The organism is Deinococcus aquatilis DSM 23025 (assembly GCF_000378445.1).
GTDB lineage: Bacteria > Deinococcota > Deinococci > Deinococcales > Deinococcaceae > Deinococcus > Deinococcus aquatilis.
On record NZ_KB899751.1, the window covers coordinates 1 to 20,956 of the forward strand.

20 protein-coding genes are annotated in these 20,956 nt (G+C 61.3%); 12 read left to right on the top strand and 8 right to left on the bottom strand.

Going from position 1 to position 20,956, the window contains the following annotated elements; genetic code table 11:
- Both F561_RS30615 and F561_RS0121155 read right to left on the bottom strand, forming a co-directional pair.
- The coding region (locus F561_RS30615; RefSeq protein ID WP_425386927.1) for an IS630 transposase-related protein at positions 1-155 on the bottom strand (155 nt) is incomplete at its 3' end.
- A 21-nt stretch (positions 156-176) separates the two neighbouring features.
- Positions 177-821, bottom strand: a complete 645-nt coding sequence (locus tag F561_RS0121155; RefSeq protein WP_019011969.1) for an FMN-dependent NADH-azoreductase — start codon at positions 819-821, stop codon at positions 177-179.
- Positions 822-1,074: 253 nt separating this feature from the next.
- On the opposite strand from F561_RS0121155, the gene F561_RS0121160 reads away from it, so the two are divergent.
- From F561_RS0121160 to F561_RS0121205, 10 genes are all read left to right on the top strand, one after another.
- A complete protein-coding gene (locus F561_RS0121160; RefSeq protein WP_019011970.1) occupies positions 1,075-2,433 on the top strand; it encodes an aminotransferase class III-fold pyridoxal phosphate-dependent enzyme in 1,359 nt (452 codons plus the stop codon).
- 7 nt (positions 2,434-2,440) lie between these two features.
- Positions 2,441-3,016 carry a hypothetical protein gene (locus tag F561_RS0121165; RefSeq protein ID WP_019011971.1) on the top strand — a complete coding sequence of 192 codons (576 nt, stop codon included), beginning with the start codon at positions 2,441-2,443 and terminating at the stop codon, positions 3,014-3,016.
- Positions 3,017-3,033: 17 nt separating this feature from the next.
- Positions 3,034-4,545 carry a CoA-acylating methylmalonate-semialdehyde dehydrogenase gene (locus F561_RS0121170; RefSeq protein ID WP_019011972.1) on the top strand — a complete coding sequence of 504 codons (1,512 nt, stop codon included), beginning with the start codon at positions 3,034-3,036 and terminating at the stop codon, positions 4,543-4,545.
- A gap of 39 nt (positions 4,546-4,584) precedes the next feature.
- Positions 4,585-5,793, top strand: coding sequence for an anhydro-N-acetylmuramic acid kinase (locus tag F561_RS0121175; RefSeq protein WP_019011973.1), 1,209 nt, complete (start codon positions 4,585-4,587; stop codon positions 5,791-5,793).
- Positions 5,794-5,884: 91 nt separating this feature from the next.
- Positions 5,885-6,820 (top strand): transaldolase, encoded by a 936-nt coding sequence (tal, locus tag F561_RS0121180; RefSeq protein WP_019011974.1) that lies wholly within the window; start codon positions 5,885-5,887, stop codon positions 6,818-6,820.
- A gap of 419 nt (positions 6,821-7,239) precedes the next feature.
- Positions 7,240-8,103: a MurR/RpiR family transcriptional regulator gene (locus F561_RS0121185; RefSeq protein ID WP_019011975.1), complete on the top strand. Its 864-nt coding sequence runs from the start codon at positions 7,240-7,242 to the stop codon at positions 8,101-8,103.
- Between the two features lie 60 nt (positions 8,104-8,163).
- Complete coding sequence (locus tag F561_RS0121190) at positions 8,164-9,432, top strand: ABC transporter substrate-binding protein (protein ID WP_019011976.1); 1,269 nt, start codon at positions 8,164-8,166, stop codon at positions 9,430-9,432.
- A 153-nt stretch (positions 9,433-9,585) separates the two neighbouring features.
- Positions 9,586-10,527, top strand: coding sequence for a carbohydrate ABC transporter permease (locus F561_RS0121195; RefSeq protein WP_019011977.1), 942 nt, complete (start codon positions 9,586-9,588; stop codon positions 10,525-10,527).
- Entirely contained in the window at positions 10,524-11,402 is an 879-nt protein-coding gene (locus F561_RS0121200) for a carbohydrate ABC transporter permease (protein ID WP_019011978.1), read from the top strand. Before F561_RS0121195 ends, F561_RS0121200 begins: the two co-directional genes overlap by 4 nt.
- Positions 11,399-12,874, top strand: coding sequence for a glycoside hydrolase family 3 N-terminal domain-containing protein (locus F561_RS0121205; protein ID WP_019011979.1), 1,476 nt, complete (start codon positions 11,399-11,401; stop codon positions 12,872-12,874). Before F561_RS0121200 ends, F561_RS0121205 begins: the two co-directional genes overlap by 4 nt.
- A gap of 20 nt (positions 12,875-12,894) precedes the next feature.
- On the opposite strand, the gene F561_RS0121210 is transcribed toward F561_RS0121205, so the two are convergent.
- On the bottom strand, positions 12,895-13,536 hold the full coding sequence (locus F561_RS0121210; protein WP_019011980.1) for a DUF1990 family protein: 642 nt from the start codon (positions 13,534-13,536) through the stop codon (positions 12,895-12,897).
- A 250-nt stretch (positions 13,537-13,786) separates the two neighbouring features.
- On the opposite strand from F561_RS0121210, the gene F561_RS0121215 reads away from it, so the two are divergent.
- Entirely contained in the window at positions 13,787-14,440 is a 654-nt protein-coding gene (locus F561_RS0121215; protein WP_040381515.1) for an HAD family hydrolase, read from the top strand.
- A 110-nt stretch (positions 14,441-14,550) separates the two neighbouring features.
- On the opposite strand, the gene F561_RS0121220 is transcribed toward F561_RS0121215, so the two are convergent.
- A complete protein-coding gene (locus F561_RS0121220) occupies positions 14,551-15,273 on the bottom strand; it encodes an MBL fold metallo-hydrolase (protein ID WP_019011982.1) in 723 nt (240 codons plus the stop codon).
- 23 nt (positions 15,274-15,296) lie between these two features.
- A complete protein-coding gene (locus tag F561_RS0121225) occupies positions 15,297-16,505 on the bottom strand; it encodes an AI-2E family transporter (protein WP_019011983.1) in 1,209 nt (402 codons plus the stop codon).
- A 188-nt stretch (positions 16,506-16,693) separates the two neighbouring features.
- On the opposite strand from F561_RS0121225, the gene F561_RS0121230 reads away from it, so the two are divergent.
- Positions 16,694-17,737: a zinc-dependent alcohol dehydrogenase family protein gene (locus F561_RS0121230; RefSeq protein ID WP_019011984.1), complete on the top strand. Its 1,044-nt coding sequence runs from the start codon at positions 16,694-16,696 to the stop codon at positions 17,735-17,737.
- 33 nt (positions 17,738-17,770) lie between these two features.
- Here F561_RS0121230 and F561_RS0121235 read toward each other — a convergent pair whose 3' ends face one another.
- The 3 genes from F561_RS0121235 to F561_RS0121245 form a co-directional block, all read right to left on the bottom strand.
- The gene (locus F561_RS0121235; RefSeq protein WP_019011985.1) at positions 17,771-18,583 is read right to left on the bottom strand and encodes an alpha/beta fold hydrolase; all 813 of its coding nucleotides are present in this window, start codon (positions 18,581-18,583) and stop codon (positions 17,771-17,773) included.
- Positions 18,577-19,560, bottom strand: coding sequence for an aldo/keto reductase (locus F561_RS0121240; protein ID WP_019011986.1), 984 nt, complete (start codon positions 19,558-19,560; stop codon positions 18,577-18,579). Before F561_RS0121240 ends, F561_RS0121235 begins: the two co-directional genes overlap by 7 nt.
- Positions 19,561-19,815: 255 nt before the next feature.
- A complete protein-coding gene (locus F561_RS0121245) occupies positions 19,816-20,862 on the bottom strand; it encodes an aldo/keto reductase (RefSeq protein ID WP_019011987.1) in 1,047 nt (348 codons plus the stop codon).
- Between the last annotated feature and the right edge of the window lie 94 nt (positions 20,863-20,956).

The window sequence follows — 20,956 nt, forward strand, 5'->3', positions numbered from 1 at the left end:
GTCCCGAGACGCTGCTTTGCGAGGTAGGCATCAACGGTTTCAATGTGAATCCGATACAACCGGGCGACGACTTGACGGGGCTGTCCGCCTTCGATCGCAGCCACCACCCGTTCACGCAAATCCAGACTGTACCCTCGGCCTCCCACTCGTTTCATGTCATCATTATGACAAATGCTCTAGGCAGTGGGAACAAGTGCCTGGGCCTGCGCCGCTTGTTGTGCGCGGGTCGCCGCTGCGGCGAAGATCTCCTCGCCCTTGCTGGGGTCGTAAGCCAGACCCTCGGCCAGCAGAACCTGCACGTCGGTGATGCCTAGAAAGCTGAAGAAGGCCCGCAGGTGGCTCTGAGAATGTTCCATGTTCTGCGCGGGGCCTTCGCTCCAGAAGCCGCCGCGTGCCTCGGTAACCACTACTTTCTTGCCGCCTGCCAGACCCACAGGTCCTTCTGCGGTGTATTTGAAGGTTTTCCCAGCCACGGCAATGGCGTCCATGTAGGCTTTGACCATCGGAGGGTAGCCGAAGTTCCACATCGGGGCGGCGAGCACGATCACATCACTTTCCAGAAACTGATCGACCAGCACGCCGAGGCGCTGCACCTTGGTGGCCTCGTGGTGGCTGAGTTCTGTTTGCTGGGCCAGCTTGCCCCACCCGGTCATCACGTCTGCGTCGATCAGGGGGATGTGGTCCTCGTACAAGTCCAGTTCGGTGATCTGGGCGTCTGGGTGTTCGGCGGTGTAGGCGTCTACAAAGCTCTGGCCGAGGCGTAGCGAGTAAGACTGGTCGGTGCCTTTGGGGTTGCCTTTTACAAACAGTACTTTCGTCATGTGAAGCTCCTCTGTTCTTGAGTGGGGGTAGCTGTGAGGAGTGGCCTGCAGGGCGCAAGTCACCGACCTCAACTGGATTTATATTGCGCTAAAGTACTTTACTTTGTCAACTGATGGACCCAAAGACGTGTTTTGAAATGTAAATTGACTCGGCAGTTTCAAATTCAGCCCAGCTTTGACACTGTGTCTCTCGCGTTGGCAAGCAGATGAACCTAAACTGAAGGCCAGCAAACGCAGTTCAGGGAGGTCACCTATGCCCGATTCTTTTCCGCAGGCTCATCCCGATACCCATCAGGTTATTCAGGACAACCGCGATTACACGCTGTTTTCCTGGAGTGTGCAGGGCGCTGCCAACCCTATTCATATGACGGGCGGCAAGGGCAGCCACTTTTTTGATGGCGACGGCAATACCTGGCTCGATTTTTCCAGCCAACTCATCAATATCAACGTGGGCCACCAACATCCCACAGTGCTTCAGGCCATCAAAGATCAGGTGGACGTGATGTGCTTTGCAGGCCCCAGCTTTGCCACCGATGTTCGCGCCACGCTGGGCAAGAAGTTGGCAGAGGTCACGGGCCTCGGCAAAAGCTTTTTTACCCTCGGCGGCAGCGAGGCCAACGAGAACGCCATGAAAATGGCCCGCCTGTACACCGGGCGCGACAAGATTATTACCCGCTACCGCAGCTACCACGGCGCGACGATGGGCAGCATGACCGCTTCCGGCGACCCGCGCCGCTGGCCTGTGGAACCCGGCGTTCCCGGCATCGTGCGGGCCTTCGATCCGTACTGCTACCGCTGCCCGTTCGGCAAAACGCCCGACAGTTGCAACCGCGAATGCGTGTCGCACATCGAAGAAATTATTCAGATGGAAGGCCCGCACAATATCGCCGCCATCATGGTCGAAGGCATCACTGGCAGCAATGGCCTGCTCGTGCCGCCCGACGACTATTACCCCAAGCTCCGCGCCCTGTGTGACAAGTACGCCATCCTCCTGATCGACGATGAGGTCATGAGCGGATTTGGCCGCACCGGCACCTGGCTTGCCACCCAGCATTACGGCATCAAACCCGACATCGTGACCTGTGCCAAGGGCCTCACCAGCGGCTATATGCCCCTCGGCGCGGTGGTGGTCAGCAGCCAGATTGCTGAGTATTTTGAAACGCACTTTCTGGCGGGCGGCCTGACCTACAGCGGGCATCCGGTCAGTCTGGCCGCCGCCATCGGCAATCTCGCCGTGTATGAGGAAGAAAACCTGTTCGAGCATACCCGCGAACTCGGCGCGTATCTGGGCCAGCGCCTCGAAGCCATCAAAGCCAGATACGCCTGCGTGGGCGACGTGCGCTACAAGGGCCTGTTCAGCGTCATCGAACTGGTGAAGGACAAGGCCACCAAAGAACCGCTTGCGCCCTTCAACGGCACCTCGCCAGAAATGGGCAAGATGGCCGCGCATATCAAGAGCCAGCATGTGTATGCCTACAGCCGCTTCAATTTCCTGTGGGTCTGCCCGCCGTTGGTGGTCACGAAGGAAGAACTCGATCACGGCCTGAATGTGTACGAGGAAGCGCTGGCGCTGGTAGATCAGATGATCGCGGGGCCAGTGGCAGCGGACTGAAGGCAAGTTGAATACAATTGAATTAAACTGGATTGTCAATAATTTCAATCAATCAGAACTTCAGATACTCATTGATGGCAAAAATTTGATCGAATTGATGAAAGAGTTTGAAGACGGATTTCGCGGCGAGATAAGCAAGGTGCCTGCCTACGCTGGATTAAATCCTTCATACTTTTTGCCCGAAGACCCCAATTTTATGCGGTGGAATGGCCGACCTATGCGTGATATCTGGGATGATAAAGCAGTGCTCCTGATTTGCGCCGATTGCCGCATCGAAGGCTGTTGGCCCATGCTGGCTCATATCCAACTTCAGGGCGAACAAGTCATCTGGCAAGATTTTGAACAACCCCACCGAAGCACTAAAGAATATTTTAGCGAAGAGATTGATTCGGCTTCCGATGATGATTTGTTTCTTGCACCTTACTCTATGGATGAGCATGCCCGTAAGAATACGGGACATTCGTTGTACTACCCTTCCATAAAAGAGTATTGGGATTACTCAGGATTTGGCCCCTTCCGGTTTGACAAGAATCAGTATCTCTCTGCTTTAGAGTTCGTCGAACAAACGCGCCCTGAAGAATGATCTTCCGAGGTATCCCCATGACTGCAACCGCTCCAACCACCGTCCAGACCCTCGCCCACTGGCTGAACAATGCCCCCGCCGCCGGGCAGTCGGGCCGCACCGCGCCTGTGTACAACCCCGCCACCGGGCAAGTGCAGGCGCAGGTGCCGCTGGCCAGCACCGCCGAGATAGACGCCGCCGTGCAGATCGCCACTGCTGCGGCCAAAATCTGGCGTTCTACAGCGCTGGGCAAGCGTTCCGAGGTCATCTTCAAATTCCGTGAATTGCTGGTGGCCCGCAAAGACGAACTGGCCCGCATCATCACCCGCGAGCACGGCAAGGTACATTCCGACGCGCTGGGCGAAATTGCACGTGGCATCGAAAACGTGGAATATGCGTGTGGCATTCCCAATCTGCTGAAGGGCGGCTACTCCGAGCAGGTCAGCACGGGCGTGGACGTGTACTCCATCCAGCAGCCGCTGGGTGTGGTGGCAGGCATCACGCCGTTCAACTTTCCGGCGATGGTGCCGCTGTGGATGCTGTGCAACGCGATTGCCTGCGGCAATGCCTTCATTCTCAAGCCCAGCGAGAAAGACCCGTCTTCTGCGATGTTTCTGGCCGAACTGTTCAGGGATGCGGGGCTGCCCGACGGCGTGCTGAGCGTGGTCCACGGCGACAAGGAAGCGGTGGACGCCATTCTGAACCATCCCGGCATTGCTGCGGTCAGCTTTGTGGGCAGCACGCCGATTGCCCGATACATCTACGAAACCGGAACCAAAAACGGCAAGCGCGTGCAGGCGCTGGGTGGAGCTAAAAACCACATGTTGGTACTGCCCGACGCCGATATCGGCATGGCCGCCGACGCTGCCGTGAGTGCCGCCTACGGTTCGGCAGGCGAACGCTGCATGGCGATCAGCGTTCTGGTGGCGGTGGGCGGGGCGGGCGATCAGCTTATCAGCGCCATTCAGGAGCGCATTCCGGCCCTGAAAATCGGCCCCGGCGACGTGGCAGGCAACGAAATGGGGCCGCTGATCACCCGCGAACACCGTGACAGGGTGGCGGGTTACATCCAGTCGGCGCAGGAACAGGGCGCAACGGTGGTCGTGGATGGGCGCGAGGCCAGCTTCGACAGCGACGGCTTTTTCCTCGGCGTATCGCTGCTCGACAACGTGAAGCCGGGAATGGCCGCCTACGACGACGAAATCTTTGGCCCGGTGCTGTGTGTGGTGCGGGCCGACACCTACGCCGAGGGGCTGGAACTCATCAACAGCAACGAGTTCGGCAACGGCACCGCCATCTTCACCCGCGACGGCGGCGCGGCCCGCCAGTTTCAGTTCGATGTGGAAGTGGGCATGGTCGGCGTGAATGTGCCGATTCCTGTGCCAGTCGCGTATTACTCCTTCGGTGGCTGGAAGGCCAGTCTGTTTGGAGACACGCACATGTACGGCCCGGAGGGGGTCAAGTTCTACACCCGCTCCAAGGTGATTACCTCGCGCTGGCCCGACCCGGCGAGCAGCAAGGTCGATCTGGGCTTCCCGCAAAACCGCTGAACTGCTCTCCAGCGCCCGCGAATGCTCTAGCCTGCCGCCATGACTGCCCCCCCTCCCCGCGTAGTGGCTCCCCGTGTGCTGGGCCTGATGAGCGGCACCAGTGCCGACGGCATAGACGCCGTGCTGACCGAGTTTCCGGGCTGGCCTGCGCTGCGTGGGCGTGGGCCGGAGCAGGGGCCACCCGCACTGGCCGACGTTGCAGGCAAGGTGCGGGTGCTGGAACACCGATTTACTCCTTTCACGGACGAATTGCGGGCTGCAGTTCTGGCGGCTGGGCGCGACGATGCCCGGACTTCCGATCTGGCCCAGTTGCATTTCTGGCTGGGCGAGGTACTGGCCGGGGCCGCCGCCGAACTCTCAGACGGGGCCGATCTGATCGCCTCGCATGGGCAGACGGTGATGCATATTCCGCGCCTTGATGCGGGCCGGGGCTGGATACGGCGGGCCACCCTGCAACTGGGCGAAGCCGCGCTGATCGCGGAACGCACCGGAAAACCTGTGATCTCCGATTTTCGGCCCGCAGACATGGCCGCAGGTGGGCAGGCCGCGCCGTTGGTGCCTTTTGCCGACCAGATCATGTTTGCCGAAGCGGGCGTGCGGCGGGCCATTCACAATCTGGGCGGAATTTCCAACCTGACCTACCTACCGGGGCTGGGTCAGGAGGTGCTGGCGTTTGATACCGGTCCCGCCAACGCCCTGATCGATGAAGCCGCCGCCCTAGCGGGCCTGCGCTACGACGAGGGCGGACGCTTGGCGGCGGGTGGGCAGGCAGACACTGCTTTGATTGCCCGCTGGCTGCAAGACCCCCAACTGCTCACGCCGCCGCCCAAAAGCACAGGCCGCGAATACTGGACCTTGGCGCATCTGCCGGAAACTTCGGCGCTGTCTGTGCCCGATCTGGCCGCCACAGTCACGGCCTTCAGCGTGCAGGCCATCGCCCAGAGTTACGCCCGGTTCGTGTTGCCGCACGGACTGGACGAAATCGTGGTGGCGGGCGGCGGCGCATTCAATCCGGTGTTTATGGCGCAGTTTCGGGCGGCCCTCGCGCCCGTGCCTGTCGTTACTTTCGAGGAGAAAGGCTGGAATTCGGCAGCGCGGGAAGCGGCGGCTTTTGCGGTGCTGGGCTACTACGCCGCGCAGGGCTGGCCCAATACCTTGCCGCGTACCACCGGGGCACGCCGCGCCGTGATCGCGGGCAAATTGTCTCTGCCGCCGAGCCAGGTCGCCCCCAGGCCGTCCGTGTGCTAACACTTAAAGTTTGCTGCAGACTTCAGGGGAGTAGCATCTGTGCAGCAAGACCAGTCCCTTCCCCCTCACGCAGAATGACAGGAGAACGACCATGAACAAACTGGAACAATTGAAGAGCATGTCCATCGTGGTGGCCGATACGGGCGACATTGAGGCCATCAAGCTGTATCAGCCCCGTGACTGCACGACCAATCCGTCGTTGATCCTGAAGGCCGCACAACTCACGGGCTACTCCTCGCTGCTCTCGGCGGCCAGAGAGGGTCTGACGGGCGGCCAGAGCGTGGACGACGTGATCGACCTATTGACCGTGCAGATCGGCGCAGAACTGACCCGCATCGTTCCCGGCGACGTGAGCACCGAAGTCGACGCTCGCCTCTCGTTCAACAAAGACGCCATGTTGAGCCGTGCCCGCCACCTGATTGCGCTGTATGAGGGCCAGGGCGTGGGCCGTGACCGCATCCTGATCAAGCTGGCCGCCACCTGGGAAGGCATTCAGGCCGCCCAGATCCTGGAAGGCGAGGGCATTCGCTGCAACCTGACCCTGATTTTTGGTCTGGAACAGGCCATCGCCTGCGCTCAGGCGGGCGTATTCCTGATCTCGCCCTTCGTGGGCCGCATCACCGACTGGTACAAAAAGTCCACCGGAATCAAGGATTATCCTATCGACGAGGATCCCGGCGTGCAGTCTGTACGCAAGATTTACAGCCACTTCAAGGAGCAGGGGTACGCCACGGTGGTCATGGGCGCATCGTTCCGCAGCGCCGCACAGGTGGAAGCCCTGGCTGGATGTGACCGCCTGACGGTCAGCCCGCAGTTGCTGGGCGAACTTGCCGCCGATGAAGGCGTGCTGGAGCGTCAACTGCAACCCAGCGAAGGCCAGCGCACCGAAACCGAAGTCACCGAGGCCGAATACCGCTGGAGCCTCGCAGAAAACCCGATGGCAGGCGAGAAACTGAACGAAGGTATCCGGCAGTTTCATCAGGACACGCAGAAATTGCGGGATCTCTTGGCTCAGGTTCAGGCCTAAACTTCATCCCTCAGCGCCGTCTCCTGTTTGGAGGCGGCGCTTTCTGTTGGCCCTCTCTACAGATACCTGAAAATATCTTTCAGGTTTAGCGTTCAGAATATGCCTGAGGCATGACAAGGAGAGTTTCAGGCGCGGAGAGCCAACCTCGTGTACCTGAAAATTGGATAAAACGCGTTCGGGGCGACAGAAAGGGCTTTTTTCCTTTCTCCAGCGACGGCAAGGCCGATCAATCTCGCCCGCTCAAGTAGTCTGACGAGCCTACCTCAATCCTGATCTTGGCTGAAATTTTCATGCCAATACTTGACATCGGTAATTTTTTTTATCATGATGTGGTCACAACAAACACCTGCACTCAAGTACAAGAACAGCGGCAGCCATCGTAGAACTCACTCTGTTGTCGGTTCTCAGGAGGTCACGCATTGCCCAGCGTTCCCGTTTCTCCCTCCACGCCCCCCGCCGGTGTCCTGGGCCGCATTCGCCTGCAAGCCTCTGCTCTCTCGCCCAGCCTTAAACGCGTTGCCGACCATGTTTCGCACGATGCCGACGCCGTGATGCACCAGACGATTACCGAGTTGGCCTTACAGGTCGGGGTGGGGGAGGCCACCATTACGCGGCTGTGCCGCAAGCTGGGATTTGCCGGATTTCACGCCTTCAAAATTGCGCTGGCTACGGATGTCCTGGGTCGCCCAGCCCCGCAGCTCTCGGGGCCGGGGCTGGCACATACCCACGCACAAACACTGGTTCGGCAGTGCGCCCAGACGCTTGAGGACACGGCCCATCTGTACGATCCCGCTGTGATGGACACAGTGGCGGAGGCGTTGGCCCGCGCCCCCAGAGTCGATCTGACCGGGCAGGGCAACAGCGGCCTCCTGGCCCAGTATTTCGCCCACCGCCTGATGAGACTGGGCATCACCGCCGTCGTATACACCGACCCCCACCTCGCCGCCGTCAGTATCAGCGCCATGCCACGCGGCGGAGTCGTGATCGGCCTCAGCGGAAGCGGCAGCACCATCGACACCGTGCAGCACCTGAAACTTGCCCAGCAGGGCGGCCATTTTACGGTGTCTATTACCCACCGCGCCAGCAGCCCCGTGACCCGCTACGCCAGCGCCGTTCTGTTTGCCTCCACCCAGGAAGACCCACTCACGGGCAGCGTTCTGGGCAACCTGACCTCTCAGGCGTTGGTGCTGGAAATGCTGTACGCCGCTGTCCTGGCCCGCCGCCCCGAAAGTCACGCCATGCTGCGCGTCACCGCTGAAAGCGTGGTGGACAAGAAGTACTGATCTTGAAGGACTGACGTTCGCTTTCCTTTCAGGCCCCCCGGCCCTTCCCAAGGAGTCCATATGAAACACGCTCTGCGCCTGCTCACTCTCGGTCTCGCCTTCAGCGCCGCCTCCGGCCACCTCAGCACCGCTGCCGCCCAGCAGCCCGTAGAAATCCAGTTCTGGACGTGGTACCTCAGCCCCAAATTCGATCCGTACATCAAGACCACCATCGCCGCGTTCGAGAAGGCCAACCCCACCATCAAGGTCAAATGGTTCGATAAGCAGGCCACGATGGTGCAGGACTTTATTGCCAGCGTGAACATGGGCGGCGCTCCCGACGTGGTGAACCTGAACATCGACGAAACGGCCAAGGCCGCACAGAACGGCTTTTTGCGGGCTGTGGACGGTCTGACTCCTGCGGCCACCCTCAAAACCACCTTCTACCCTCAAACGCTGCGAAATTTTACGATTGGCGGCAAGGTGTACGGCTACCCGTGGTACGGCTCGCTGAACGAAGGCGTGCTGCTGTACAACCCCGATCTGCTGAAAAAAGCCGGTGTAGCTGCGCCGCGCAACATGACCGAGATGCTGAATATGGTCAAGGCCGTGAAAGATAAAACGGGCGCTTACGCGTGGGTTCCGGCCCTCAAAGACCCCGGCGGCGCGTCGTTCCTCGGCTATTTCTTCTCGGATGGCCTGCCGATTTACGATGCTGGCGGCAAGGCGGCCTTCAATTCTCCCGCGCATATTGCCCTGCTGCAGCGCTACGTAGACCTGTTCAAGGGCGGCTACCTGCCCGAAGACGCGCTCCGCAAAGAAGCCTTCCAGCTTGCCACCGAACTGTACGCCCAGAACAAGGTTGCGATGATCGTGGGCGGCCCGCAGGCCCTGAACCGCATCAAGGATTCCAACCCCAGCCTGTACGCCAAAACGGTGGTCACGACTGCGCCGCTGGGCAGGGCCAACGTACAGACGGGCACCAGCATGGGCATGGTCATTCCCACCGCCAGCAAGCACCCCGCCGAGGCTGCCAAACTCGCCGCCTTCTTTACCAACAACGCCAACCAGATTGCTTTTGCCAAGATCGTGCCGATTGTGCCCACCACCGCCGCCGCCCAGAACGATCCCTATTTCAAGAAGGTCAGCGCCGATCCGATTGCCAAGGCCACCAGTCTGGTGGGTGCGTCGGGCCGCTTTATCAACCCCGGTTTCAAGGTTCCGGGCAACAGTGACGACCTGTACAAGAACTTCAGCGACAACATAGAAGCCGCCATGCTGGGCAAGAAAACAGCGGCTCAGGCACTCAATGACACGGTGAGTTACTGGAACGCCAACATGAGCAAGTAAGGGTCTGGGGCGCGGAAGTCCATTCCTCGCCCCGCCTGTACTGGCCCGCCTGCCGAGTGTCGGGGCGGGCCGATGCTTGGGCTGATCCGCCGGGTTAATCCGGGCGTAAGCTGAACCCACCCAACCTCTTCCCAGCTCTCAAGGAGGTGTTTCATGACCCGTGCCCAGCGCCGCCGACCCGCTCCCGCCCGCTCCGCTTTTTCATGGCGTGACACGCTGCTGTCGTATGCATTTTTGGCCCCCGCCCTGATCCTGCTGACCCTCTTTACCTTCTATCCGCTGGCTTACGGCAGTTATCTGGGCTTTACCGAGTACGGTGGGGCGCGGTTCGGGCAGGGACTCCCGCCCAAATGGATCGGGCTGGACAACTTCCGCACCCTGTTTGCCGACCCGCTGTTTCTGACCTCGCTGGGCAACAGCGTGAAATACCTGATCGTGGTGCCCGTCTTGCAGTTGGCGTCGTTGGCGGTGGCCGTGCTGGTCAACAAGAATCTGCCTGCCATGCCGTTTTTCAGGGCGGCCTATTACGTGCCGGTTGTCACCAGTATTTCTCTGGCCGCCGTGATGTGGGAATGGGTGTACAACAAGGACGGCACGCTGAATTGGGTGCTGGGGGCGCTGCATCTGCTGCCGGGTGGGGCGGTGGGATGGCTCAACAGCGAGTACACCGCGTTCTGGGCCGTCATGCTGGTCACGTTCTGGCGTGGCTTCGGCTATTACATGGTGCTGTATCTGGCGGGCCTACAGGGCATTCCCGAGGAGCTGGAAGAGGCGGCGGTGCTGGACGGCGCGTCGGCGTGGCAGCGGTTCTGGAAAATCACGGTGCCCATGATGAAACCCACCATCTTGCTGTGCAGCCTGCTTTCGACCATCGCCGCGCTGCGCGTGCTGGAAGAGGTTTTGGTGCTCACCAATGGCGGCCCGCTGAACAGCACGTATACCGCGCTGATGTACGTCTATTCCAAAGCGTTTCAGGGCTTCAACTTCGATTACGGGCTGGCAAGTGCGGCGGGTCTGGTGGTGGCGGTGGTGGCTCTGGCGCTGTCGGTCGCCAACTTCCGGCTGTTCCGTGACAGCAGCGGGGAAGGCACATGAGCGCCGTCACCCGGCCCATACCCCTCACCGTGCCGCGCCGCAAGAGCAACCGCAAGGCGCTCCGGCTGGTGCTGCGTTACGTCCTCCTGACCCTCGTTCTGATCTTTGCCGTATTTCCGTTCGTCTGGACGCTGGCGATTGCCATCACCGACAAACGCGCCGGAACCAGCATCTATGATTTTCCGGCCAGCCTGTTTCCCAAAGCCGTCACCCTGAACAACTTTTTGGAGGTCTACCGGACTTTCGAGCTGGGCAAGTATGTCTGGAACAGCATTTCTATTACGGTCCTGACGGTGATTGGCACGCTGGTGGTGTCGGCACTGGCGGCCTATCCGCTGGCCCGCTTCCGCTTTCCGGGCCGCAATATCATTTTTGCCATCATCGTGGCGACGCTGGTGTTGCCGGGCGAAACCACTTTTATCGTCAATACCCTGACCCTCAAAAAACTGGGCCTCCTGGGCACGCATCTGGGCGTGGTCATTCCCACCATCGCGGGCGCATTCGGCATCTTCCTCATGCGGCAGGCTTTTCTGGGCGTGCCCACCGCCCTCCTGGAAGCGGCGCGGCTGGACGGTGCGGGCGAGATGACCATTCTGACCCGGATCATGCTGCCGCTGACCAAACCTTCCCTGGCCGCGTTGGGCATTTTTACGCTGGTGGGCACCTGGAATGCCTATTTCTGGCCCATGCTGGTGCTGTCTGCCGCGCCCGACAAAGCGCCGCTGAGTGTGGCCGTGCTGCGCCTGAAGGGACAATTCAACTACGATCCTTTTAACATCGCCGCCGGTTCGCTGATCATGATGCTGCCCGTGCTGCTGGTGTTTCTGGCAGCTCAGCGCTACTTCATGAAAGGGATGGAAGGGGCGGTGAAGTGACGGCGGCTGTGAACCCCAACCGCACCCTGATCATCGATCTTCCCGGCCCCGACCTCACGCCCGAACAGGCCCGGTTTCTGGCCCGCTACGGCTTTGGCGGTGTGTGCCTGTTTGCCCGCAATTTCAGCACGCCGCAGCGCACGGCCCAACTGGTGCGGGATATCCGGCAGGCGCTGGGGCACGACGCCCTGATTGCCACCGATCAGGAGGGGGGCGCGGTGTTGCGCCGTCTGGACCGGCCACACGCGCCCACGCCGCAAGCCCTGGGCATGATGGGCAGCGAGGAAGCGGCGCGGGAAGCGGGCCAGATTGCCGCACGCGGGCTGATTGAACTGGGCCTCAACTGGAACTACGCGCCGAGTCTGGATGTCAACGTGAATCCGCACAATCCGGTGATTGGCGAGCGAGCATTTGGCCGTGACCCCGATCTGGTGGCGCGGCTGGGCGTGGCGTGGGCGCTGGGCAGCGAGGAAGAGGGCGTACTGAGCGCCGTCAAGCACTTTCCGGGGCATGGTGATACCACTCAGGACAGTCACCTGACCCTGCCCACCGTGAATAAATCCCGCGCACAACTGGAGCAGACCGAATGGCGGCCTTTCCGGGCAGCAGTGGCGGCAGGCGTGGGCAGCATCATGACCGCCCATATCGTTTATCCCGCGCTGGACGCCGTGCAGCCCGCCACCCTCTCGCCCGCCTTCCTGACCGACCTCCTCAGAACCGCTTGGAACTATGACGGCGTAGTCGTGACCGACGCCACCGATATGCACGCCATCGCGGATCGCCACCCACACGGCGAGGCCGCTCCGTTGGCGCTGCTGGCCGGAGCCGACGCCGTACTGAGTTGCGGGCACGGCGACCTGACCACCCACGCCGACCACGCCGCTGCCCTCGTGCGGGCGCTGGATGAGGGCCGACTGATGCCCCAGCGTGTGGCCCAGGCGGTCAGCCGTCTGGAACATGCTGCCGCCCGCTTTCCCGGTACACCGCGCCCCTATTCCCCAGCCCAGCAAGTGGCCGACGAAAACCAGATTCAGGCCTGGGCGGCTCAGAGCATCACCTTCAGCGGCCATTGGCCTACGCCCGATCCTGCCGCGCCCCTCCTGCTGATCGTGCCCGAAATGGGCGAAATCGGCGGCCCATACGGTGATCCGCCCAGCGGTGCGGCGTTGGCAGATGCCCTTCGCCCCCACTTTCCGGCCCTGCAGGTGGCCCTTCTGCGCGGCGACCCAGCAGAAGCGTTGGCCCTTCTGACTCGGTTTCCTGCTGCGCCTGTGCTGTTTGCCACCGCCAACCGCTGGGGCCTGAGTTCGGCCCAGACCGCACTTCTGCCGACGTTACAGACGCGCCCACACGTCCTTCATCTGGCCCTCTGGAATCCCGAACACGCTGCCGTCCTGCCTTTTCCAGCACTGGTTTCGCACGGATTTCGACCCGTCAATCTGCGGGCAGGGGCACAGGCATTGGCCGAATAGTCGAAAGTCCAGTCGTCACTTCAGGCAGGCTCTCCGGCGACCAGCTCCGGCACTCGCGGCAACATCGGCAGTTCCACCGATTCATGGCCCCGGTTGATGATCTGCCCGCCGCTGAAGGCGGCCACGCTGTCCAGCACCCGTTCCCAGGTCATGCGCTGGAGTGCGTGGACTCCCAGAACATAGGCCATTCGGTCAAAATGCGATTGGTTTCTCATGACCGATTCGACCTGCAACACCAGGTGCCCAGCCCGTTTTCCCGGCAACACCCGGAATTCGGAGGTGCCTGCATCGGGGTGAAGGCGCAGCGTGCGGGCGCGGAAGTCCAGGTCGTCCACATGTTCGATGACCACCCGTGCGCGGCGTGTGCACAGCAGCAAGATCCACAACCGGTCCCCCTGCGAAATGGGCGGCACCGGGTGGTCTAGCCCCCGGAACCAAGCCAATGCTTTGGGCGCGTGCTGGGGCAGGTGGTGACGCCAGTCGGCGGCGATGTCCTGCGGCGTGCGCGTGCATCCCTGCACCTCGGCCCAGTAGCGGCGGCGGGTCAGTGGCCCTACGCCTTCTTGGGGAGTACTGGGGCGCAGCGGCTCTTGCGGCCCACGCAGGATCAGGGCGGCCACTGCCAACGCAGGCAGGGCAAGCAGTGAAGTAAGGCGAACCATAACAGCCTCCGACGCCAGAAAGGGATGCCATCGACACAGGTGGACTTGTCGATGTTTTCCGGCAGTGCAGGCAAGATAGCGGCTGCTGCTCTCTTAAAAACCAGACTCATCCTTGAGAGAGTCCAGAGAAACAGAGAAAATGCTGCCTTCAGCTCGACAATCGATACAAATAACCAGTTTGACACTCTCTCTAAAGTCCTGTCCATGCCGCTCTTATGTGCGGCGGGCCGAAGATGTCTACCTTGACCGCATGTATAAAGGCGTCATTTTTGATATCGACGGTACCCTCGTAGACAGTAACGATGCCCATGCCCGTGCCTGGGTGAAGGCTTTTGCCGATGAGCACATTACTGTTCCGTTCGATCAGGTGCGCCCACTGATCGGCATGGGTAGTGATCAGATGGTGCCTCGCCTGACAGACGTTCAAAAGGACTCACCCACGTTCAAGCGGCTCGGTGAGGCCTGGAAACAGCACTTTCAGGCCGAAGAAATGCCTCACCTGAAGGCCCAGCCCGGCGTGCGTGCCCTGATCGAGCGGCTGCAGGAGCGTGGACTGCGCCTGATCGTGGGCACATCGGCAGACGAGGCTCTGGTGGCCGACCTGCTCAGGGTTGCTGGCGTAGATGATCTGTTGACCGAATACACGACCGCCTCGGATGTGGAATCCTCCAAGCCGGAGCCGGATATCGTGCAGGCCGCCGTGACCAAGCTTGGGCTGGCCCCCGCCGAAGTCCTGATGGTCGGGGATACTCCCTTTGATATAGAGAGTGCCCACAAGGCTGGCGTGGCGACGGTGGCCCTGCGCTGCGGCGGAGACACCCGTTTCGAGGGCGCGGCGGCAGTGTACGCCGATCCCCAGGAGTGGTTGGAACAGCTGGATCAATCTCCACTGGGCAAGGGCTGAAACGAATTCCAGGACATTCCGTCACCCTTCCAGAATTTTTTCGAGCCGGGTTGAAAAACTCCGGCAGAAATCAAATCTGAACTACTGCATTGCCCGATGTAAGCATGCTTTTAGGCTGTCTGCTGCGCGGCCAGGGTCTGCAATTGTTGCGCGGCGTTCTCGCTGACCAGACCGCCGTGATAGGTCAGTATGGCCTCTGCGGGAAGCTGAGCCAGTTTGGCTACGCTCCGCACGGCTTCTGGCATATCTGCCGTTCCCTGCGCCCAGGGCAGGGTGAGCGTTCCCTGGTTGCTGCCCAGTGCGTCGCCAGAAATCACCACCCCGTCTGCCTCTACAAACAGGCTCAGGTGACCGACCGTGTGTCCCGGCGTATAGACGATCCGCACGCCACCCGCAAGGTCCAGCCGCTCGCCGTCTTCAAGCACCTGATCGACCTGGGCTTTGGGTGGGTTGTCGAACACCGCCAGCATCTGAGGCGACATTCCCGCCCGCATTTCCGGCGTGGGCTGTTTCTGGCCCGGCAACTCGCCCTGCACATAGGGCAATTCTCCTGCCGAAGTCAGAACCCGTGCGCCTGTGGCCTCCACGATGGCGGGCAGCGAGCCGATATGATCCAGATCATGGTGCGTGATAATGACGCGCCTGATATCGCTCAGGCTCATGCCAATTTCACTCAGCGCGGCCCCGATCTTGTCTTTCATGCCGGGAATGCCTGTATCCACCAGCGTTGCGCCCTGAAGGTCATCCACGATCAGCGCCAGAAACAGGGTCGAGGGGCCGCCGCCCATCATGGCCGTCAGTGGCAGGGCATAGACGTGATCGCTGATTTTCATACGTTCACCCTAACACTGGGGCCTCATCTGATCGACCCCTCCTCTGGACGTAAGACCTGATCCTGGGTCACGATCATCGGCGGATCTGGTTCCGGGACCGGATAAGGTCGGCTGATGGCCTGATAACCCCGGCTGCTGAAGTAATACGCCTCGATCAGGGCCTTGGCCAGCGCTGCCAACGGCACCGAGATAAACAGACCCGGAAGGCCGAACAGCCCCACACCGAAGGTCACAGCCAGAACCACCGCCAACGACGACAGGTTGGTGTTCTGGCCGATCACCCTTGGCGAGATGACATGGACTGACAGTTGATCGGCCAGAAAGAAGACCAGCAGCACCAGCAGTACTTTCAGGCCGCCCAACGGCACGGCCAGCAGCAGCGCGGGCACCAGCGCCACCCAGACGCCCAGATACGGCACGATATAGAACAGCGCAGCCACGAAGCCGATGCCCAGCGCAGCCGGATGTCCTATCAGGGTCAGTCCTATGCCCACCAGGACCCCGAAAGACAGCGTGACCAACACCTGTCCCCGGAAATAACCGCCGACCGCATGGCCCACATGCCCGCTGACATCGGCGGCCAACGACTGGAATCGCCGGGGCAGAAGCCGCAGCAGCGACGGCCCGATCTGTGGATAGACCGCCATCATGTAGATGCTGATGAGGGTGGTCAGGGCCACCTGCCCCAGCAGTCCCACCGCTCCCAGCAGTCCCCCGACCAAGACGCCGCTGGGCGAGAAGACTTCGCCCAGTACAGCTCCCAGATTGGTCGAGAGGTTGTGCGATATGCCGTCGAGCCAGACCTCGACCTGCTGCTGCACGCCTGCCCAGGCCGGACGCTTCTCGGCCAACTGGCTGAGCCACGCACTGAAGGTATCGGCCAGGCTGGGAAGGGCCTGCACCAGCGACGACACCTGATTGAACACCACACCCAGGAGCGGGCTGATGGCGGTAAAGACGCCCACCACGGCCAGCAGCAGCAGCGTGATTCCCAGGGGCCGCTGGACACCGTAGCGTTCCAGCCGCTGCAAGATCGGGTGAACCAGGTAGGCGATCAGGTAGGCCGCCAGCGTCGCGATCAGCACCGTTCTCAATCGCCGGTACAGCCACAACAGAGCAATCCCGATCAGCACATACACGATCAGCCGGAACCAGGCCGACTTCCAGAGGGTGCCGATGGTGCTGGGCGGAGCGACAGGAACGGGGGTGGGCGGGGGAAAAGATGAAGACATGGGAGATTCCTCTGAGAGTAGACCGCAGAACTGAACCCGACCTTACAATAAAGAACAACAGGGAAACACAACCGTGAAGGCTGTCGGGGGGAACCCACGTCATTGAGGGTGAAGGGAACTGCGGATCACCGCCCCGTCCTGCTGTACTGGCCGCTTCCGCCCAGTCATCCGCCCTGTAAAGTCTGGGCATGAAGGCAGTCATGTATACCGCGTTTGGTGAGCGGCCCCAACTCGTCAGTGTGCCCGACCCCGTTCCCACCCCTCACGGCGTCGTGGTAGAGGTAGGAGCTACAGGTGTGTGCCGCAGCGACTGGCACGGCTGGATGGGCCATGACCCCGATATCGTCTTGCCGCACATTCCAGGCCATGAACTCGCCGGAACGGTGGTGGCAGTGGGCGCACAGGTACAGCAGTGGCGGGCTGGAGACCGCGTGACTTTGCCGTTCGTCTGCGGGTGCGGGCGCTGCTCTCAGTGTCAGGCGGGGCATCAGCAGGTCTGTGAACGGCAATTCCAGCCCGGATTTACGCACTGGGGATCGTTCGCGCAGTACGTGGCACTCGAATTTGCCGACCAGAATCTGGTGCGTCTGCCCGATCAGATGGACTTTGTGACCGCTGCTGGCCTGGGCTGCCGCTTTGCCACCTCTTTCCGGGCCGTGGTGCAGCAGGGCCGGGTGCGGGGCGGCGAGTGGGTGGCCGTACACGGTTGCGGCGGCATAGGTTTGTCGGCCATCATGATTGCCAAGGCGCATGGGGCCAGCATCGTCGCTATCGATATAGACGAAGCCAAGCTGGATTTTGCCCGCCAGGTGGGTGCAGACCATACCCTCAACAGCAGCCTGATTCCCAATGTGGTGGACGCGGTCCGTCAACTTTCGGGGGGCGGGGTCCACCTCTCACTTGATGCTCTGGGACATCCGCAGACATGTTTCAATTCGGTGCAGAACCTCAGAACGCGGGGGCGGCATGTGCAGGTGGGGCTGATGCTGGCCGACCAACGCCACCCCGCCGTGCCCATGGACGCCGTGATCTCACGGGAACTGGAAATTTACGGCAGCCACGGCCTCGCCGCCCACGCCTATCCTGAGATGCTGAGAATGATCGCTGGCGGCCTGCTCCGACCGGATCAATTGATCGGCAACCGGATCTCGCTGGCAGAGTCGATTGACGCACTGGTAAAGATGAACCAGTTCTCGGGGCTGGGAATGACGGTGGTCGACCAGTTCGCGTGAAGTCCTGAGAATCGGTCTCCGGATCAGGCCCCATCAGGCTTTCAGGAAGTCCTCTATCAGCCCGTGCAGTTGCTCTGGCTCCTCCAGATTGGGTATGTGGCCGGAGTGTTCCAGAACCTCGAACTGTGCCCCCGGAATCAGCCGCGCGATTTCCTGGCCGTCCTCCACGGGATTGAGAGGGTCGAAGCGGCCACTGATGACCAGCGTCCGGGCCGTGACCTGCGGCAACAGCGGCGTGAAGTCGAAACCCTCCAGGGCGCGGTTGGCGGCCAGATTCTCTTCCGGTGTCAGCATCAGTCCGGCGGCAGCCTGTTGCTGCGCGGCCTCGGCCAGTGCTGACCTGACCGCTGCCGGGGTGGAGGGTGCAAAAATGCCGTTCATCAGGAACGCCTGCACCTCTTCCGGTGTCAGGCCCTCCAGTTCGGCAGCGTGTGCCACCAGGAAGCGGGCCACTGAGGAAGTTTTTCCTCTGGCCTTGGGGGTGATCAACACCAGTTTCGCCACCCGCGCAGGCTGCTGTGTGGCGACTCCCTGCGCGATATAGCTGCCCATAGAACTGCCCATCAGATACACCGTGCCCAGGCCTAGCGCGTCCATCACCCCGATCACGTCATCCACATGATCTTGCAGGGTGTAGGCGGCGGGGCGCTGAGAACGTCCGTGTCCACGGCTGTCCAGTGCAATGACCCGGAAAAATTGGCTCAGACGGTCTATTTCGGGCTGCATGGCTGTCAGGTTGCTGGCGAGGCCGTGCAACATCACCAGCGGTTGTCCTGTTCCGGCCTGCTGCACGTTCAGTTCTACACCGCCAATCTGTAGAAGCTGGGCCTGAATTGCCTCTACCACAGTGGATGAACCTGTGCGCGGATCAGATCGTCGTATACAGTCTGCACTCCCTTCATCTGTTCCTCGGTCAGAGGAGGCAGGGCCGCCGCCGCCGTATTGTCGGCCACCTGCTGGGGCGTCCTGCCTCCGGGAATCGCGCAGCTCACCTCCGGGAACATCAGAATCCAGCGCAGGGCGAACTGGGCCAGCGTCGCCCCCTCGGGCACCAGTGGGCGCAGCCGCTCCACGGCTTCCAGGCCCGTTTCGTAGTCCACACCCGAGAATGTTTCGCCCTTGTCGAAGGCCTCACCGTGGCGGTTGAACTGGCGGTGGTCGTCCTCGGCAAAAGTGGTATTGCGCCTGAGCTTGCCGCTCAGCAGGCCGCTGGCCAGCGGAACCCGCGCGATGATGCCCACGTCATGCTCACGCGCCGCCGCAAACAGGGCCTCGGCGGGTTTGAGCCGGAAGGCATTGAAGATGATCTGTACCGTAGACACGTGGGGGTGCTGGACGGCAGTCAGGGCCTCGTCCACCGTTTCCACACTCACGCCGTAGGCCCGCAGCAGGCCCTCCTGCACCATCCCGTCCAGCGCGGCATATACATCGTCGCGCTCGTAGACCTCGCTGGGTGGGCAATGCAGTTGCAGCAGATCCAGCGTCTCTACGCCGAGGTTACGCAGGCTGCGCTCCGCGAAAGCCCGCAGATTCTGCGCCGTATAACCTGCGGCGGTATGAGGATCAAGGCGGCGACCTGCTTTTGTGGCGATCAGAAAAGGCTCAGATCGCTCACGGCGCAGGTGCGCCAGCAGTTGCTCGCTGTGGCCGTCGCCGTATACGTCTGCCGTATCAAAAAAATTGACCCCCAGATCGAGGGCGCGGTGCAGTGCGGCGAGGCTGGTGTCGTCGTCTACCGCACCCCACGTACCGCCGATGGCCCACGCACCGAAACCGATGGGGGAGATCAGGTTCCCCGTTTTGCCGAGTCTTCTGGGTTCCATATTTTCTCCTGTTTTGCTGAGAGATGGTGCTGGTTGGAAACTGCGTGGCTGAGAACTTTGTTCTGACTAAAGATTGTCCTGCAGGGCAACTGGGCCGGTGAAACACCGGTAGGCCGAAATTTGTAGGCGCGAAAGCTGTTTCCAGCAGAGTTGAAAACACCATAGCGTGCTGGCCGTCCATGCAGAGGCTTTCTGAAGCACCGACAAAGCCCGGTCAGACGATTGCCGGACCGGGTCTGCTGACGGGCAGGCCGTTTACTGGTCTTCCCAGCCCTGTACCGGCATTCCACCAAAGATGGCGTTTTTGAGCATGGTGGTCATGCCGTGAGCTGGATCAAGCACGCTACGGTCATTCAGGCGCGTCAACTGTTCGGGTGTCAGGTGCAGATCAAGGGCGCTGAGGCTGTCGCGCAGTTGTGACACCCGGCTGGCCCCCACGATAGGCGCACAGACACCCGGTTGGGCCAAGACCCAGGCCAGAGCCACCTGTGCGGGTGGACGCTCCACCTCCTGGGCCACGTCCTGTACGGCGTCCAGCACCTGCCAGTTATGTTCCGTGAATTTGGTATCGCCAAAGGGGTTGGGGCCGCTGAGCCGCCCGGCTGCACTGGCTCCCGCTCCCTCACGGCTGTATTTGCCACTCAGAAATCCTGCTGCCAGCGGACTCCAGGGCGTAATCCCCAGGCCACAGGCTCTGGCCGCAGGCACCAGCTCCTGTTCCACGCTGCGTTCTACTAGGGAATACTGGGCCTGCAGGGCCACGGGGCCGGGCAGATTATTTTCGGCGGCGAGTGTGGCGGCGCGTGCCAGATACCAGGCAGGCACGTTGGAAAAGCCGTAATACCGGATGGTTCCCGCCCGCACCAGGTCGCCGAACGACTGCACCACCTCTTCTACGGGTGTCACCGTATCCCAGGCATGCATCCAGTACAGGTCGATGTAGTCGGTGTTCAGGCGGCGCAAGGAGCCTTCCAGCGCCCGGTGGATGTTCTTGCGCCCGTTGCCGCTGGCGTTCGGGTTGCCGCGCACCGCCCCAAAGGTGAATTTGGTTGCCAACACCAACTGGTCGCGCAGTTCGCGGACTGCCGTGTACCGTCCCACCAGCTCTTCACTGCGGCCACCCGCATAGACATCGGCGGTATCGATAAAATTGCCGCCCGCATCCACGTATTCATTGAAAATACTTTCTGATACGTCATCGGATGAACCCCAGCGCGGTGCGCCGAAAGTCATGGTTCCCAGAGCCAGGGGGCTGACAATCAGGCCAGAGCGTCCAAGGGTACGGAAATCGGTCAGTTTCATAGGTCTCCTGCAAAGTCGACTGCGCCTGATGTACAGGACAGGTGGGGCAAGTGAGGCAACCAACTGGTTGCTTGTTCCAGAAATTACAACAGTT